The 14,562-nt window shown below is 36.2% G+C and carries 13 protein-coding genes and 1 pseudogene; 12 read left to right on the top strand and 2 right to left on the bottom strand.

All coding sequences use genetic code 11. From position 1 onward, the window contains the following. The first annotated feature begins 10 nt into the window (after positions 1–10). Both tsaE and K5Q07_RS06090 read left to right on the top strand, forming a co-directional pair. Complete coding sequence (gene tsaE / locus K5Q07_RS06095) at positions 11–487, top strand: tRNA (adenosine(37)-N6)-threonylcarbamoyltransferase complex ATPase subunit type 1 TsaE (protein WP_220730162.1); 477 nt, start codon at positions 11–13, stop codon at positions 485–487. 2 nt (positions 488–489) lie between these two features. Continuing rightward, complete coding sequence (locus K5Q07_RS06090) at positions 490–990, top strand: GNAT family N-acetyltransferase (RefSeq protein ID WP_220730161.1); 501 nt, start codon at positions 490–492, stop codon at positions 988–990. Between the two features lie 16 nt (positions 991–1,006). On the opposite strand, the gene K5Q07_RS06085 is transcribed toward K5Q07_RS06090, so the two are convergent. Beyond that, positions 1,007–1,543 (bottom strand): 3'-5' exonuclease, encoded by a 537-nt coding sequence (locus tag K5Q07_RS06085; RefSeq protein ID WP_054606320.1) that lies wholly within the window; start codon positions 1,541–1,543, stop codon positions 1,007–1,009. A gap of 162 nt (positions 1,544–1,705) precedes the next feature. On the opposite strand from K5Q07_RS06085, the gene murB reads away from it, so the two are divergent. After that, complete coding sequence (gene murB / locus K5Q07_RS06080; protein WP_220730160.1) at positions 1,706–2,590, top strand: UDP-N-acetylmuramate dehydrogenase; 885 nt, start codon at positions 1,706–1,708, stop codon at positions 2,588–2,590. A gap of 11 nt (positions 2,591–2,601) precedes the next feature. Then, positions 2,602–4,563 (top strand): cation:proton antiporter, encoded by a 1,962-nt coding sequence (locus tag K5Q07_RS06075; RefSeq protein ID WP_220730159.1) that lies wholly within the window; start codon positions 2,602–2,604, stop codon positions 4,561–4,563. A gap of 33 nt (positions 4,564–4,596) precedes the next feature. Here the strand turns inward: K5Q07_RS06075 and K5Q07_RS06070 are convergent, their stop codons facing one another. Next, a complete protein-coding gene (locus K5Q07_RS06070; protein WP_054606323.1) occupies positions 4,597–5,256 on the bottom strand; it encodes a DUF1361 domain-containing protein in 660 nt (219 codons plus the stop codon). Between the two features lie 160 nt (positions 5,257–5,416). Between K5Q07_RS06070 and cdaA the strand changes: the two genes are divergently transcribed. The 8 genes and pseudogenes from cdaA to K5Q07_RS06035 all read left to right on the top strand — a co-directional run bounded on the left by cdaA (position 5,417) and on the right by K5Q07_RS06035 (position 14,227). Next, complete coding sequence (cdaA, locus tag K5Q07_RS06065; RefSeq protein ID WP_053792528.1) at positions 5,417–6,262, top strand: diadenylate cyclase CdaA; 846 nt, start codon at positions 5,417–5,419, stop codon at positions 6,260–6,262. Continuing rightward, the gene (locus K5Q07_RS06060; protein ID WP_220730158.1) at positions 6,262–7,221 is read left to right on the top strand and encodes a CdaR family protein; all 960 of its coding nucleotides are present in this window, start codon (positions 6,262–6,264) and stop codon (positions 7,219–7,221) included. The genes cdaA and K5Q07_RS06060 overlap by 1 nt, the downstream gene beginning before the upstream one ends. Before the next feature lie 36 nt (positions 7,222–7,257). Beyond that, positions 7,258–8,610, top strand: coding sequence for a phosphoglucosamine mutase (gene glmM / locus K5Q07_RS06055; protein WP_054606325.1), 1,353 nt, complete (start codon positions 7,258–7,260; stop codon positions 8,608–8,610). A gap of 304 nt (positions 8,611–8,914) precedes the next feature. Next, positions 8,915–10,738, top strand: coding sequence for a glutamine--fructose-6-phosphate transaminase (isomerizing) (glmS, locus tag K5Q07_RS06050; protein WP_220730157.1), 1,824 nt, complete (start codon positions 8,915–8,917; stop codon positions 10,736–10,738). Positions 10,739–10,869: 131 nt separating this feature from the next. After that, positions 10,870–10,992, top strand: a complete 123-nt coding sequence (locus K5Q07_RS06850) for a hypothetical protein (protein WP_094751125.1) — start codon at positions 10,870–10,872, stop codon at positions 10,990–10,992. A 37-nt stretch (positions 10,993–11,029) separates the two neighbouring features. Beyond that, entirely contained in the window at positions 11,030–12,628 is a 1,599-nt protein-coding gene (locus K5Q07_RS06045; RefSeq protein ID WP_220730156.1) for a glycoside hydrolase family 73 protein, read from the top strand. A gap of 66 nt (positions 12,629–12,694) precedes the next feature. Continuing rightward, a pseudogene (locus K5Q07_RS06040) lies at positions 12,695–13,732 on the top strand (ABC transporter ATP-binding protein); the annotation flags it as partial. 186 nt (positions 13,733–13,918) lie between these two features. Next, a complete protein-coding gene (locus tag K5Q07_RS06035; protein ID WP_034532024.1) occupies positions 13,919–14,227 on the top strand; it encodes a hypothetical protein in 309 nt (102 codons plus the stop codon). Positions 14,228–14,562: the final 335 nt, after the last annotated feature.

The following is a 14,562-nucleotide window of genomic DNA, read 5'->3' as shown; positions in this document are numbered from 1 at the left end:
GGGATGATTCTTGGTTAAAGTTAACGTAGAATCACCTGATGAAACTAAAAAATATGGTGAAGAACTTGCGCCATTATTAAAGGCTAAGGACGTCATCTTATTAGATGGTGACTTAGGTGCTGGTAAGACTACCTTCACCAAAGGATTAGCCAAGGGCTTGGGTATTAAACGTAATATTAAGAGTCCAACATTTACCATTATTCGTGAGTATCAAGGTGGTAGATTGCCACTTTATCACATGGATATTTATCGTCTAGATGATGGTAGTGGGGATGAATTAGGATTAGAAGAATACTTCAATGGTGACGGAGTTAATGTCATCGAATGGTCCGAATTCATTGCTGACGAACTACCTGATGATTACTTGAAAATCGTTTTCCGTCGTGATGATGAAAAGGGTGAAGACTTTAGAACCATTTCATTTGAACCAAGTGGCAAACGCTTTGAAGACATCGTTAAGCAAATTTTTCCACAGGTGGAAAAGTAGCGATGTGTAATTTAGAGGTGCGTTGTGCACAACCAGATGATGCGGCTGAGTTAATTGAATTAATCGCTCAATTAAAACAAGAATCAGACCAATACACGATTGATCCAAACATTGGCGAGTTATCTGTGGATGATCAAGCTCAACAAATTATGTTGGTCAATCAAACCCGTAGTTTTATCATTGGGTTAGCTTTTTTAGAAGGTAAAGCAGTCGGGATGATTCAAGTCCAGGAACTACAGGATTCAGGAATAGGTGAACTAGGGATTGCCGTATTGAATCAATACAGCCATAAAGGGATTGGTGGTCAGTTAATGGACTTTGTTATCGATTGGGCAACCTATGACAGTAACTTATCAACATTGGCATTGGTTGTGAAAAAGACAAACGAACACGCAATTCACTTATACGAAAAAAGTGGTTTTACCGTGGTAAAGAAAAGGGTCATTAATGCACTTGGTAGTGTGTTATCCACACAAGAAATGCGATATAACCTAAAAAAATAAGCACCCAGCTGGATGCTTATTTTTTTAACTTAATAAACGATTTGATGATTTCGTCATCGAAGTTTTCTTGTTGATAAATCAAAATATTAGCACAGGCAAGACTATCGTCTAAAGCATTGTGATGGTGATGAAGTCTAATGCCAAGGTTAGCGCAAACCGTGTTTAGTTTGTGATTGCTAAATTCTGGAAATAGGTACTTACAAGTCTTAACAGTATCTAAAGTCTTATACATTGGTACCGTTAAACCATAACGCATCAGGGAACGTGCCAAGACACTATTATCAAATGAATTATTGTGAGCCACTACTAATTGATCCTTGGTAAAGAACTGTTTGATTACCGGCCAGATTTCAGGAAAAGTTGGTGCGTTAGCCACATCGCTTTCGTGAATCCCGTGAATACCAACATTACGATAATTAAAATCAGCCTCGGGATTGATTAAAGTATAAAATTCATCAACAACCTTGTTGTCGCGAACAACGGTTAGTGCCAGTGAACAGGCGCTCGCGCGTTGATTGTTGGCGGTTTCAAAATCAATTGCAACGAAGTTCATTATTAACGTCCTTTCGTTTTATTCTTTCAACATTATAACATGGTCTTACTATATGATATCGTGGTAAAATTAAATTGTACTAATATGAGTTTATTCGTATTAAATATTAAAAGTATGTGATTTATACTAATAAACTCTTATAAATTATGATAATTAAGGAAAATGATTAAGATGGAAAAAATTAAACTTTTAAAAAATGAACCATTATCAAAATATACATTCACAGAAACTGGTGGACCTGCTGACTTGGTTGCCTTTCCTAAAAACACCGAAGAAGTCAGAGAATTACTATCAATGGCAAAACGCGATAATCTACCAATCACCGTTTTAGGAAATGCCAGCAATTTAATCATCAAGGATGGTGGAATTAGGGGACTAGTCATCATTTTGACTGAAATGAATGAAATCACATCTCACGATGATTTAGTAATTGCCCAAGCAGGGGCTAGATACATCGATACTACCATTGTTGCTCAACAACACGGTTTAACCGGTATGGAATTTGCTGCCGGAATTCCAGGAAGTATTGGAGGAGCAGTCTTCATGAATGCTGGTGCTTATGGTGGCGAAACCGCCGAAGTGATTGAATCGGTCACCGTTTTAACACCAGAAAATGAAATTAAGACACTAACAAACAGTGAACTAGATTTTGGCTACAGACACAGTGCCGTCCAAGATCAAGATGATATCGTTTTGGAGGCCACATTTAAGTTATCCGCTGGGGATAAAGATGAAATCCAAGCGGAAATGGATCATCTAAATGCACTTCGCGAATCCAAACAACCACTTGACCTACCATCTTGTGGGAGTGTGTTTAAAAGACCAGTTGGCTACTTTGCTGGTAAATTAATTCATGATGCTGGACTTCAAGGCTATCAATCAGGCGGGGCCCAAGTATCCAAGAAACACGCTGGTTTCATTGTTAACATTGATAACGCTACTGCTACAGATTATCTAGACGTAATCAAGCACGTGCAAGAAACTGTTTACGCTAAAAACAAAGTACATCTAGAAACGGAAGTAAGAATTATCGGACAAGACAAATAGGGGGATAATCCATGCAGCTTATTGAAATTATTTTATTTTTAACGTTACTACTGCTTTTATCAACAATTATTAATCATTATGTTAAAGCCATTCCAGTCAGCTTGATTCAGGTTGTTTTTGGATGTGGACTAGCATTATTTGGTAACTTCAGTATCAATCTAAGCACAGACTGGTTTTTACTATTATTTATTGCACCGTTGCTATTCAATGACGGGCGTCGTTTTCCCAAGGATGAACTATGGGAATTGAGATGGCCCATCTTCGCCAATGCAATTATCTTAGTATTTATCACCATGTTCTTTGGTGGTTTGTTAATCTATAAATTAATTCCATCGATGCCACTTCCAGTAGCATTCTCATTAGCTGCCATTCTATCACCAACAGATCCGATTGCCGTTGAATCCATTGCCAAGAAGGTGCGTTTGCCAAAGAACATCTTGCATTTGGTAAACGGTGAAAGTCTAATTAACGATGCCAGTGGTTTAATTGGTTTTAAATATGCCATTGCCGCAACCGTATACGGTGCCTTTTCATTGAAGAGTGCCGTGGGAGATTTCTTCTACATCAGTATCATTGGTGCTATTACCGGGGTAGTCATAATGTTAATTATCTCATTGGTCCGTAAGTGGTTGTACAAGAACGGCCTAACCAACTTGGTATTTAACGTGGTGCTTCAAATCGTGTCACCATTTGTGATTTATATGCTTTCAGAAGATGTCTTCCATGCTTCAGGAGTAATCGCGGTAGTAACCGCTGGAATTGTCTATCATGTCAATAACACATCAACTCAATCATCATCAGCGGAGTTACAACTAATCAGTGAACAGGCTTGGAATATCATCGTTTATCTATTAAACGGAATCGTGTTCTTAATCCTAGGAATTGAGTTGCCATTTGCAATGGAAGCAGTTGTTAACGACATGAAGTTCAATACCTTCCAATCAATTGGTTATGCAGTTGTGACATGGTTAATTATCTTAATAATTCGAATTGTTTGGATTATTCTATACGAAATCTGTCATAACCTGATTACCACTAAGAAGTTTGGCCCAATCGACATCAGAACCGCTAACATCGTTGGTTTCTCAGGTGTACGTGGGGCAATCACTATGGCCGGAATATTATCCATTCCATTGATTACCGTGCAAAACGAAGCATTCCCAGATCGTGAATTGGTGCTATTCATCGCATCAATCGTAATCGTTTTAAGTCTATTGGCAGCGGTAATTGTATTGCCACTGATTTCTAAGAACGATCCGGTCGTTTCTTACAACAATGACAACTATTGGAGTGAAGAAAAGGCACGTATCTACGTGTTAAACTATGTGATTGACGATATTAAGCAAATGGATCGTCCTGACAAACATATTTGCAACATTCTAATTGATCAATGTGAATTGATGATTAGACAATTATCGTCAATTAAACCAGATGAATTGGAAAAAAGTATTCGTTCACTGGCCGTTCAATATGAACACCAAGCAGTTAAGAAATTAGTCGCCGATAAGGTGGTTACCAGCAAGGAAGCTAACACGATTAATTACCAAATTAACCATCGTGAATTGAAGAACCTAGTTGCATTTAACGATTTTAATTTAAAACTAGAATTCATGTCAGCCATTCAAACAACTAAGCTATGGTTATTCAAACAACGTTCTGACAAGGAACAAAAACTAAAGATTCAAAAAGCGTTGATTATGGTCAATGACTATACGGTTCAAAAATTAAAGGAACATGGTGATTCTGAAGCAATTAACTCAATCGTTGACGAATACACTAACCTTAGTTTGGCATTAAGAACGCGTTCATTGGATTACGAAAAGTACTACCGTATCGCTAAGGAACGTGAGTTAGAAGCATACCGTAAGGGAATTCAAGAATTACTAATCAACGATAAAATTAGTTTGAAACTCGCTTCGAAGTTAAGACAAGAAGTTAACTATGTTGAAAATAATGAATTAAGTACAGACTAAAAAAAGACAGCCGATTCGGCTGTCTTTTTTTTATTATTCTTCTGAGTTTTTCACGTCTTTTAGGATTAGGTATAAGATCCAATAGATAAAGCATTGAACCACCGTCATAATAACGACAAAGACTAACATTTTCAACGTCCACATCTCAGCTAACTGTTTAATCACCAGACGAGGTGAGAAAAGTAGGTAGATGGTGTGGAATCTAAGGAATCTACCGACGTAAATTCCAATTGATGAAATGACGTTTAAAGCAAAGATTAGCAACACTTTTGCTACTTTAGAGTGGATTGAGAAGAATGCAAAGCAACGGTTAACGATTTGGAATAATCCGTAGAAACCAAGCATTGAGCATCCTAAAGCACTAATCATCAATAATGAGTAGTTCATCCACATGTGAGCGGATAATCTTAATAGCCCATTAGTTCCATATGGTTGAAGTAGTGACAAATGGAACAAGTCGGTTAATAGGTAAGGTGCATTTGGGTAGAACACTAACCAAAGGGCAAAGATTGGCCAAAAAATCCATGACTTTTCAACGTACTTATTTGTTAGTTCCAAACTCAGTTCAATGGGGATGTAACCCAAGAAAGTGTTTAATACTAAGAATTCAAATGGTGGCTTTGCTACCACGAATAAAAATATTATCCACAAAATGAAAAATAGGCGTACTTGCCAACGTGCGTTTTTAAACATGATTTGGACCCCTCAAAATAGTATTAACACCATTTTAAACCCTAAACGGTAAATATTGAATGATTATTACTTAAAAATTCTATCAAAAATGATAATGCTAAAAATAAACGAAAATGAGTGATATAATATAGAGTATGAATGAAATTATGGAGGAATAGGTATGGGGATAAATTGGAGTAACATCTTAACACTAAGTAACCTTTTAGATATCTTAGTTGTTTGGTTCATTATCTATGAGGTAATTATCTTACTTAAGGGCACAAAAGCTGTCCAATTATTCCGTGGTGTTTTAGTAATTGCCATCGTTAAAATAATCAGTGTGATCTTTGGATTCACAACTGTATCATACTTAACTGACCAAGTTATTAACTGGGGAGTTATCGCGATTATCGTTATTTTCCAACCTGAAATTAGACGTGGTCTAGAACATTTAGGTCGTGGCTCAATTATTAAGCATGCACAAAACCAAAACGTTGAAAATGAAAAGATGATTTTGGAACTTGATAAAGCCATCCAATATATGTCAAAACGTAGAATTGGTGCTTTAATGACTATTCAAATGGATACCGGATTGGAAGATTACATCGAAACTGGAATTAAGTTAGATGCGGACATCACCGGTGAACTTTTGATTAATACATTTATTCCAAATACACCATTGCATGATGGTGCGGTTATTATTAGTAATAATCGTGTTGCCGTTGCAGCTGCATACCTACCATTGTCACAAAGTAACTTGATTCCAAAGGAATTAGGAACTAGACACCGTGCAGCTGTCGGTATTTCTGAAGTAACTGATGCTTTAACCATTGTTATCTCTGAAGAAACAGGGGAAGTATCAATTACCAAGAATAACGAATTGTTACGAGGAATGAATAAGGAAGACTATATGAAGTTCTTACGTGATCAATTGATTACTAAGCAAGATTCAATGAATAAGAACTTATTTACAACCATCTTTAATTGGTTCGACAAAATCAAGCAATCAACAGGGGGGCAAAAGTAATGAAGAAATTTAATAGCCCATGGTACCTAAGATTATTGGCATTGATTTTTGCCATCTTATTATTTGCTTATGTTAACCAATCAAAACTTTTTGGTTCAGGTAGTAACTACGGCAGCTCTGAAGACATTACACAATTGACTTCCAATAAGTCAGCTAATATCTCAGTGCCACTACAATTAAACGTTGATAACAGCAAGTACTTCGTTACCGGTTATCCTGAAAAGGTATCGGTTAAGATTGTAGGACCAACAGCTTTGGTTACTACCACAGTAAATACACAAAACTTCAAAGTGTACGCGGATCTTTCAAGATTAGGTGTGGGGACTCATAAGGTTCGTTTATACCAAGATGGTTTGAACAACGAATTGAGATACTACATTAACCCAAGTTATATTTACGTTAATATTCAACCTAGAAAGACAGTTGAGTTTCCAGTAAAAGCTCAATATGAATCAGCTAACATCGCAGATGGATATTCAGCTGGCAAACCAGTGCTTGGCACTAATAAAGTTAAGGTGACTGGTGCTGCAAACGAAATTGCTAAGATTAAGCAAGTCGTTGCCAAGTTGAGTATTCCACAAAATACTAAGAAGTCTGTAAGCTCTTCAGCTGTTTTAGAAGCGTTAGATTCAAAAGGCAGAATTGTTAACGTTATCTTGACGCCATCAACAACTTCTGTTAATTTGCCAATAAGCAGTGGAAATAATAAGAATGTTCCACTACAATTAAAGGTTGAAAATGGCTCTAGTAACCAAGACTATGAACTAACGTCAGACACTGACAAGGTCAAAGTATTTGGGACCAAAAAGGAGTTAGAATCAATCGATAAAGTGATTGCTTACGTTGATGTTTCTGGAATTACATCAAAGAAAGTGGTCAATGTGGAATTAGATAAGAATTTAAATAATGTTACTGGCTTCGATCCCGAGGATATTAAAGTAACTGTTATTCCACGCTAGATTTTAAATAATCGAATGATGAATGGAGATAAAATTATGAAATATTTTGGAACAGACGGGGTTAGAGGGGTAGCTAACAAAGATTTAAGCCCTGAACTAGCTTTCAAATGTGGACGTGCCGGTGGTTATATTCTAACCAAGCACAGCCAAGCAGAAGGACAACCACAAGTATTAGTTGCAAGAGATACAAGAATTTCTGGTCAAATGCTAGAAAGTGCTTTAATTGCCGGATTACTATCGGTCGGTATTGAAGTTCTTCAACTAGGTGTTGTCACAACTCCAGGTGTTGCTTACCTTGTTAGAACTCAAGGAGCAGCAGCTGGTGTTATGATTACCGCTTCACATAATCCAGCTGAATACAATGGTATTAAGTTCTTTGGTTCAGACGGTTACAAGCTATCAGATGAATTAGAAGAAGAAATCGAAGCAATTCTAGAAGCTGATAAAGACGATTTACCACGTCCATCAGCTAAGGGATTGGGAAGTGTTGACGATTACTCAGAAGGTAGTCAAAAATACATTCGTTTCCTAGAACAAACTGTTCCTGATGATTTATCAGGTATGAAGATTTGTGTTGACTCAGCTAATGGTGCAACAAGTAACCTAGTATCACGTCTATACGCTGATTTAGGCATCGAATTCGAAACCATGGCAACTATGCCAAACGGAATCAACATTAACGATCAAGTAGGTTCAACTCACCCAGAACAACTACAAAAGATGGTTGTAGAACAAGGTGCAGAAATTGGACTTGCATTTGATGGTGATGGTGACCGTTGTCTAGCCGTTGATGAAAATGGTGAATTAGTTGATGGTGACAAGATTATGTACATTTGCGGAAAATACATGTCAGATCACGGTCGTCTAAAACAAGACACTGTTGTAACTACTGTTATGAGTAACTTAGGTATGTACAAGGCAATGGAAGCAAATGGTATGCACAACGTTCAAACCAAGGTTGGTGACAGATATGTTGTTGAAGAAATGAACAAATCTGGTTACAACCTAGGTGGAGAACAATCTGGTCATATCGTCTTCCTAGACTTCAATACTACCGGTGATGGATTACTAACCAGTCTTCAATTACTACACGTAATGAAGGACACTGGTAAGAAATTATCAGAACTTGCTGGCGAAGTAACTAAGTACCCACAACAATTGATCAACGTTAAGGTTAGTGACAAAGACGGTGCTCAAAATGATGAACAAGTGAAGGCAGTTATTGCTGAAGTAGAAAAGGAAATGAACGGTGATGGCCGTGTCCTAGTTCGTCCTAGTGGTACCGAACCGTTACTACGTGTGATGGCAGAAGCTCCAACACAAGAATTAGTTGATGGTTACACTAAGCGTATTGCAGACGTTGTTCAAGAACGTTTTGGAATTGAATAAAAAATTAAAAGCAATCTAATTAGATTGCTTTTTTTATTGCCAAATTTCACCCATAATTTGTCCATACCAATTTAACAAATGGTATAAAATGAGTCTAAATTGAACCAATTTTTTGTTTCAATTAGGCTTATTGATACCAATATGACGCAATTTTTTAAAATTTTTGCATAAACTATACCAATTTGACATTTATCAATTGACATTGATAATTAAAACTTGTAATCTAGAATATGTCGAAAATGATAAAAAAGATATAAATTTATTTAAAACAATTAATAAATATAGAGTGAAAGGAAAATATAATATGTGTGGAATTGTTGGTGTAACAGGGAATAAAAATGCCGTTGATATTTTAGTTAATGGATTACAAAAACTAGAATACCGTGGTTATGATTCTGCTGGATTATACGTAAACGATGAAGGTAAGAAAGATTACCTTGTAAAGAGAACTGGTGCCATTAGTAATCTAAGAGACGCCGTAAATGATATGAAGATTAACGGAAGTGCAGGAATTGCGCATACCAGATGGGCTACTCATGGGGGAGTAACTGTCGAAAACGCACATCCTCACTTCTCACAAGACAAGAGATTCTACCTAGTTCACAATGGTGTTATTGAAAACTACCGTGACCTAAAGGAAAAATACTTAAGTGATGTTGAATTCACTTCACAAACTGATACAGAAGTTGTTGTTCAATTAGTTGATCACTTCGCTGTAACTGAAAAACTAAATGCTAAAGAAGCATTTAAGAAGACTCTATCACTATTAAAGGGTTCTTCATACGCATTCCAATTAATGGATAGAGAAGAACCAAACACTATCTACGTTGCAAAGAACAAGAGTCCGCTACTAATCGGTCTAGGTGAAGACTGCAACGTTGTATGTTCAGATTCTCTAGCAATGTTAAATGTTACTCATGACTTCTTAGAATTGGATGATGGTGACTTTGTGACCGTTAGACCAGATTCAGTAACTATCGAAAACAAGGATGGTGAAGTCGTAACCGATAGACAACCATTCCACGTTGATATCGATGCTAGTGACACTGACAAGGGTACTTACCCATACTACATGCTAAAAGAAATTGACGAACAACCAAACGTAATGAGAAAGCTTTCTGCTGAATACCTAAATGAAGATGGTAATCCAGTAATCGAAGACGACCTACTAGATTCAATCAAGCAATCAGATCGTCTATACATCATTGCTGCTGGTACTAGTTACCATGCTGGTCTAGTTGGTAAGGAATTATTTGAAAAGTTAGCTCAAGTTCCAACTGAAGTTCACGTTTCTTCAGAATTTGCTTACAACATGCCATTACTTTCAAAGAAGCCATTCTTTATCTTCCTAAGTCAAAGTGGTGAAACTGCTGATAGTCGTGAAGTTTTAGTTAACCTAAACCAATTAGGTTACAAGAGCTTAACAATTACTAACGTTGCTAACTCAACTCTTTCTCGTGAATCAAACTACACATTGCTATTACACGCTGGTCCAGAAATCTCAGTTGCATCAACTAAGGCATACACTGCTCAAATCACTGTTGAAGCAATCCTAGCTAAGGCTTTAGGTGAATCATCAGACGTTAAGGCTGCTAAGGACTTTAACTTGAAGCAACAATTAGGTTTCGTTGCTACTGGTATGCAATCAATCGTTGACGAAAAAGAAATGATTAACGAAATTTCTAAGAAGTACTTTGTTAATGCTAACCGTGCTTTCTACATTGGTAGAGGAATTGACTACTTTGTTTCACTAGAATCATCATTGAAACTAAAGGAAATTTCATACATCTTAGCTGAAGGTTTTGCTTCAGGTGAATTGAAACACGGAACTATCGCATTGATTGAAGAAAACACTCCAGTTGTTGGTATTATTACTCAAGACAACACTGCTGGTTTAACTAGAAGTAACCTAGAAGAAACTATGGCGCGTGGTGCTAAGGCAATTACCATTGCTACTGAATCACTTGCTAAGGACAACGACGATATCGTTATCCCAGATGTTGATCAATTATTAACACCGCTATTGAGTGTTATTCCTGCTCAACTATTGGCTTACTACACTAGTTTGAACAAGGGATTAGATGTTGACCATCCAAGAAACCTTGCTAAGAGTGTTACTGTTCAATAATTTAAGAACGAAAAGGGTGCTTTTGGCACTCTTTTTTATTTGATTAAAATTAAAAATAGACTAATTTTTATTATAAGATTTTATAAAAAATAACGTTGGCATGTTATAATCTTTAACTGGGAGTGTTTTTGATGAAATTTACCAAGAAGACAAAAAACAATTCGAATAAACAAGCTAAGGCGGACAAGACTTTTAATAAGTTCAAGGAACAACAAAACCGTCTAAGTGCTAGCCGAAGAGGCGTAAAGAGATAAGAGAGAATAAAAAGATTTTAATGGAGAGAGAATAATTATGAGAAGAAAACCAATCGTCAAATCATTGCTGTACGTCCTGAGTGCCAGTGCAGTTATTTCTGCGGGACACGTGTACGTTTCACATGCTGATGATTTAGACAATGGTGCAAATAATACTGCCAGCGCAGCAACTGTGAACAGCACAAACACTGGTTCAATCAATAACGTTTTGGGGTCACAATTAACAGCTGACAACTTTATTTCAACAATTTCACCAATTGCTCAATCTATTGCAAATAGCAATAATCTATATGCTTCAACTATGGTTGCCCAAGCAGCACTAGAAAGTGGTTATGGAACCAGTTATTTAACGCAGATTGCCAACAACTTGTTTGGTATTAAATCGTTTGATGGTACTGGTGTTAAGTTAAAGACTTCGGAATATAATTCTAAAGGTCAAGTTTATAGCACCTACGCATACTTCAAGAGTTACAACAGTATCATGGATAGTCTTCAAGGCTATGCCACTTTCTTAACTGTGAACTCCCGTTATGCCAATGTATTTAAGTCACAAGCAAAGGACGGATTTGAAGCTGCAACTAACATCCAAAAGGATGGTTATGCGACTGATCCAAGCTATTCTAGTAAGCTAATTAATCTAATTAATACTTATAATTTAACTTCACTAGATGGAAATACATCATCAAATAATAAAAATACCCCAAGTACGAATAGCGATAGCAATACAAATACTGCTAATACTCAACCAACCAACACTAAAACAAAGAAGACACTAGCGACTGCTACTTATACATATGGTAATCCGCTAGAAACTTTCCAATTATCATCTAAGTTTGCTAACTACAACTTATACACACACGTTAAAGATACAACCGCTAAGAACGTGAAAGGTAATTGGCCAAGTCATCTTAAAGTGGGTAGTAACGTCTATGTAGACTGTTCAGCAGTGCGTACTTACAAGGGTGTTAGCACCACATGGTATCGTGTCAAGACCAGCAAGAACGCTAAGACTTATTGGGTAAGTGCTAAGGCCATCGATTTTCCTACCATTAATGTTAAGGAATACAGTGGTAAGGCGAAACTAAGTCGCGCTAACCACGGCCTATACAGCAATGTTTTCAATTCACAAACATTAGCCAAATCACTTGGTTCATCTAATGACTATAAGAATCAAACATTCAATGTGAACCAAATTGCTACCTATAATTATCACGGCAAAGAAAACACATGGTATCGTATTAATGTTTCTAACCTAGGGGATGTATGGGTTAACAAGGCTGGTGTGACATACAATAAGGTTGAAAAGAAGGCTGTAAAAAAGACCACAAAAAAGAAAGTTACCAAGAAGAAGGCTAAGAAGGTTGTTAAAAAGACAACCACTAAGTCATCAACTTATTCAAAAGCATCAGGACATGCATATTTGAATAACTACGGTAAGTATTCGCTATATAACCACATTCCAGGCACTTACAAGCACGTTCAAAAGACCGCTTGGTCACAAGTAAAGGTGCCAAAGGATTACAAGGTTAGCATTAATTTAAAGGGAATTAGATCTAAGTACAACACTACTTGGTATCGTATCGTTTTAAATCATAAGAATTATTGGATTTCTGCCAAGTCACTACTTTTTTATTAATTTGATATAATTAGTAGTTAGTTTTATAATGATTAAATCGAAATAAAATATAGGAAGTATTAAAGAATGACTGAAGATTATAAGATTAAGGTTCAAAACGTAACTAAAGAGTACGATTTGTTCAAAACACAAGCTGATAAATTAAAATCATTTTTCTCCATTAAGACTGATGTGCCTCATTTCTGGTCATTAATGGGAGTATCTTTTGAAGTTAAACCAGGTGAAGCACTTGGTTTAATTGGTGTTAACGGTTCAGGTAAATCAACTATTTCTAACATTATTTCTGGAATTATTCCTCAAACAACTGGTTATGTTGATGTAAAGGGTGATACTTCAATCGTTGCAATCAGTGCTGGTTTAAGAAAGAACCTAACTGGTAGAGAAAACATTAGATTGAAGTCATTAATGCAAGGTTTAACCAATGAAGAAATCGATGCATTAATGGACGACATCGTTTCATTCGCTGATATTGGTGACTTCGTGGATCAACCCGTAAAGAGTTACTCATCAGGTATGAAATCACGTCTAGGATTTTCTATTGCCGTTCACATTAACCCAGATATATTAATCATTGATGAAGCTTTATCTGTTGGGGATGATACTTTCTACCAAAAGTGTGTGGACAAGATTGCTGACTTTAAAGAACAAGGTAAGACAATTATCTTCGTTTCTCACTCACTTAAACAAATTGAATTCCTATGTGACCGTGTTGCTTGGATTAACTACGGTAAGCTAAGAATGATTGGCGAAACTCAAGAAGTAACCAAGAAATACCGTGAATTTATTGAATGGTTCAAGAAGCTATCCAAGAAGGATAAGGCTAAGTTTGAAGCAGAACAAAAACAAATCCAAAAAGACTTTGATATCGATGCATACCAAAAACAAGTCACAGAAGAAGAACAAGCACAACATCCAGATGACAAGCACGTTGCTGCTAAGGTTAAGAAGCGTTTCTACGGATCAGTAATTAGCGAAAAGATGCCTAAGACATCTGTTGTATTTACTTGGTTAGTAACTATCGCTACTCTATTCTTCTGCTTAGTTAACGTTTCAGGTCATCCACTAAGTCATATTGTGGAACACCCATCATCAATCGTAAAACCAACTAAGAAGTTAGTATTACCTAAGGGTGTTGCTAAGGATAACCAAAAGAAAACTAAGAAACATCATAAAAAGGCCGCTACTGAAAAGACATCATCAGTAAAAGCAACTATTAAATAATCAAAAAAATCCGTTGTTTTTGAACGGATTTTTTTTGCGAGGGGAGATTAAATTAAGATGGCTAAAGAAATGAAGAGTCATGAAACATTGGATTTAATTGAACAAATTACTAGATTAGATGGTACCAAGTACATGGAAATTAGTAACATGGTTCAAAACGGGAGAGCGGAACTGGCAGCGGAACGAGGTTTCATTAAGGAAGTTCGTATCTTGCAACTTAACATTCCACACTCAGAACACGTTATTAATTACGAAAACTATATTAACGAAAACTTCGAAATGCCAGATGAAAGCATGGATCATTTCGAAGAATGGACTAAGACACCAGAAATGGAAAAAGAAGTTGCCATGATTCTAAAAGAAAATCACGTTGGATAATAAAAAAGGAAGTCATCGGTAGGTTGATGGCTTCCTTTTATAATATGTGTCCACTTCTAATGCTGCGAAAAAATAATAGCTAAATAACGAGCAACATTTAGTGGGATGACTTGAATATGTACTATTTATTATAAATGATGATATTTAGTATGACAATAAAAAATTTGAAAAAAATTAAAAAAGTGCGACATTTGTCATGTTATTATTAAAACAATTCGATAACACTTATTTATAGTGAGAATTGATATACTAATCACGGGAGAATATTTATCATGAAAGCAATTATTAAGGAAATATTATTAAATATCGCGTTATACATCTTTCCACTCATTTTT

The organism is Apilactobacillus zhangqiuensis, from assembly GCF_019656215.1.
Taxonomy (GTDB): Bacteria; Bacillota; Bacilli; order Lactobacillales; family Lactobacillaceae; genus Apilactobacillus; species Apilactobacillus zhangqiuensis.
This window is presented reverse-complemented; position numbering and strand designations above follow the sequence as displayed.

Excerpts from the sequence above, each read along its gene's own strand:
- K5Q07_RS06045 (WP_220730156.1), top strand. The coding sequence starts at position 11,030 with ATGAGAAGAAAACCAATCGTCAAATCATTGCTGTACGTCCTGAGTGCC.
- glmS (WP_220730157.1), top strand. The coding sequence starts at position 8,915 with ATGTGTGGAATTGTTGGTGTAACAGGGAATAAAAATGCCGTTGATATT.
- K5Q07_RS06075 (WP_220730159.1), top strand. The coding sequence starts at position 2,602 with ATGCAGCTTATTGAAATTATTTTATTTTTAACGTTACTACTGCTTTTA.
- K5Q07_RS06070 (WP_054606323.1), bottom strand. The coding sequence starts at position 5,256 with ATGTTTAAAAACGCACGTTGGCAAGTACGCCTATTTTTCATTTTGTGG.
- K5Q07_RS06035 (WP_034532024.1), top strand. The coding sequence starts at position 13,919 with ATGAAGAGTCATGAAACATTGGATTTAATTGAACAAATTACTAGATTA.
- murB (WP_220730160.1), top strand. The coding sequence starts at position 1,706 with ATGATTAAGATGGAAAAAATTAAACTTTTAAAAAATGAACCATTATCA.
- glmM (WP_054606325.1), top strand. The coding sequence starts at position 7,258 with ATGAAATATTTTGGAACAGACGGGGTTAGAGGGGTAGCTAACAAAGAT.
- K5Q07_RS06085 (WP_054606320.1), bottom strand. The coding sequence starts at position 1,543 with ATGAACTTCGTTGCAATTGATTTTGAAACCGCCAACAATCAACGCGCG.
- K5Q07_RS06090 (WP_220730161.1), top strand. The coding sequence starts at position 490 with ATGTGTAATTTAGAGGTGCGTTGTGCACAACCAGATGATGCGGCTGAG.
- K5Q07_RS06850 (WP_094751125.1), top strand. The coding sequence starts at position 10,870 with ATGAAATTTACCAAGAAGACAAAAAACAATTCGAATAAACAAGCTAAG.
- K5Q07_RS06060 (WP_220730158.1), top strand. The coding sequence starts at position 6,262 with ATGAAGAAATTTAATAGCCCATGGTACCTAAGATTATTGGCATTGATT.
- cdaA (WP_053792528.1), top strand. The coding sequence starts at position 5,417 with ATGGGGATAAATTGGAGTAACATCTTAACACTAAGTAACCTTTTAGAT.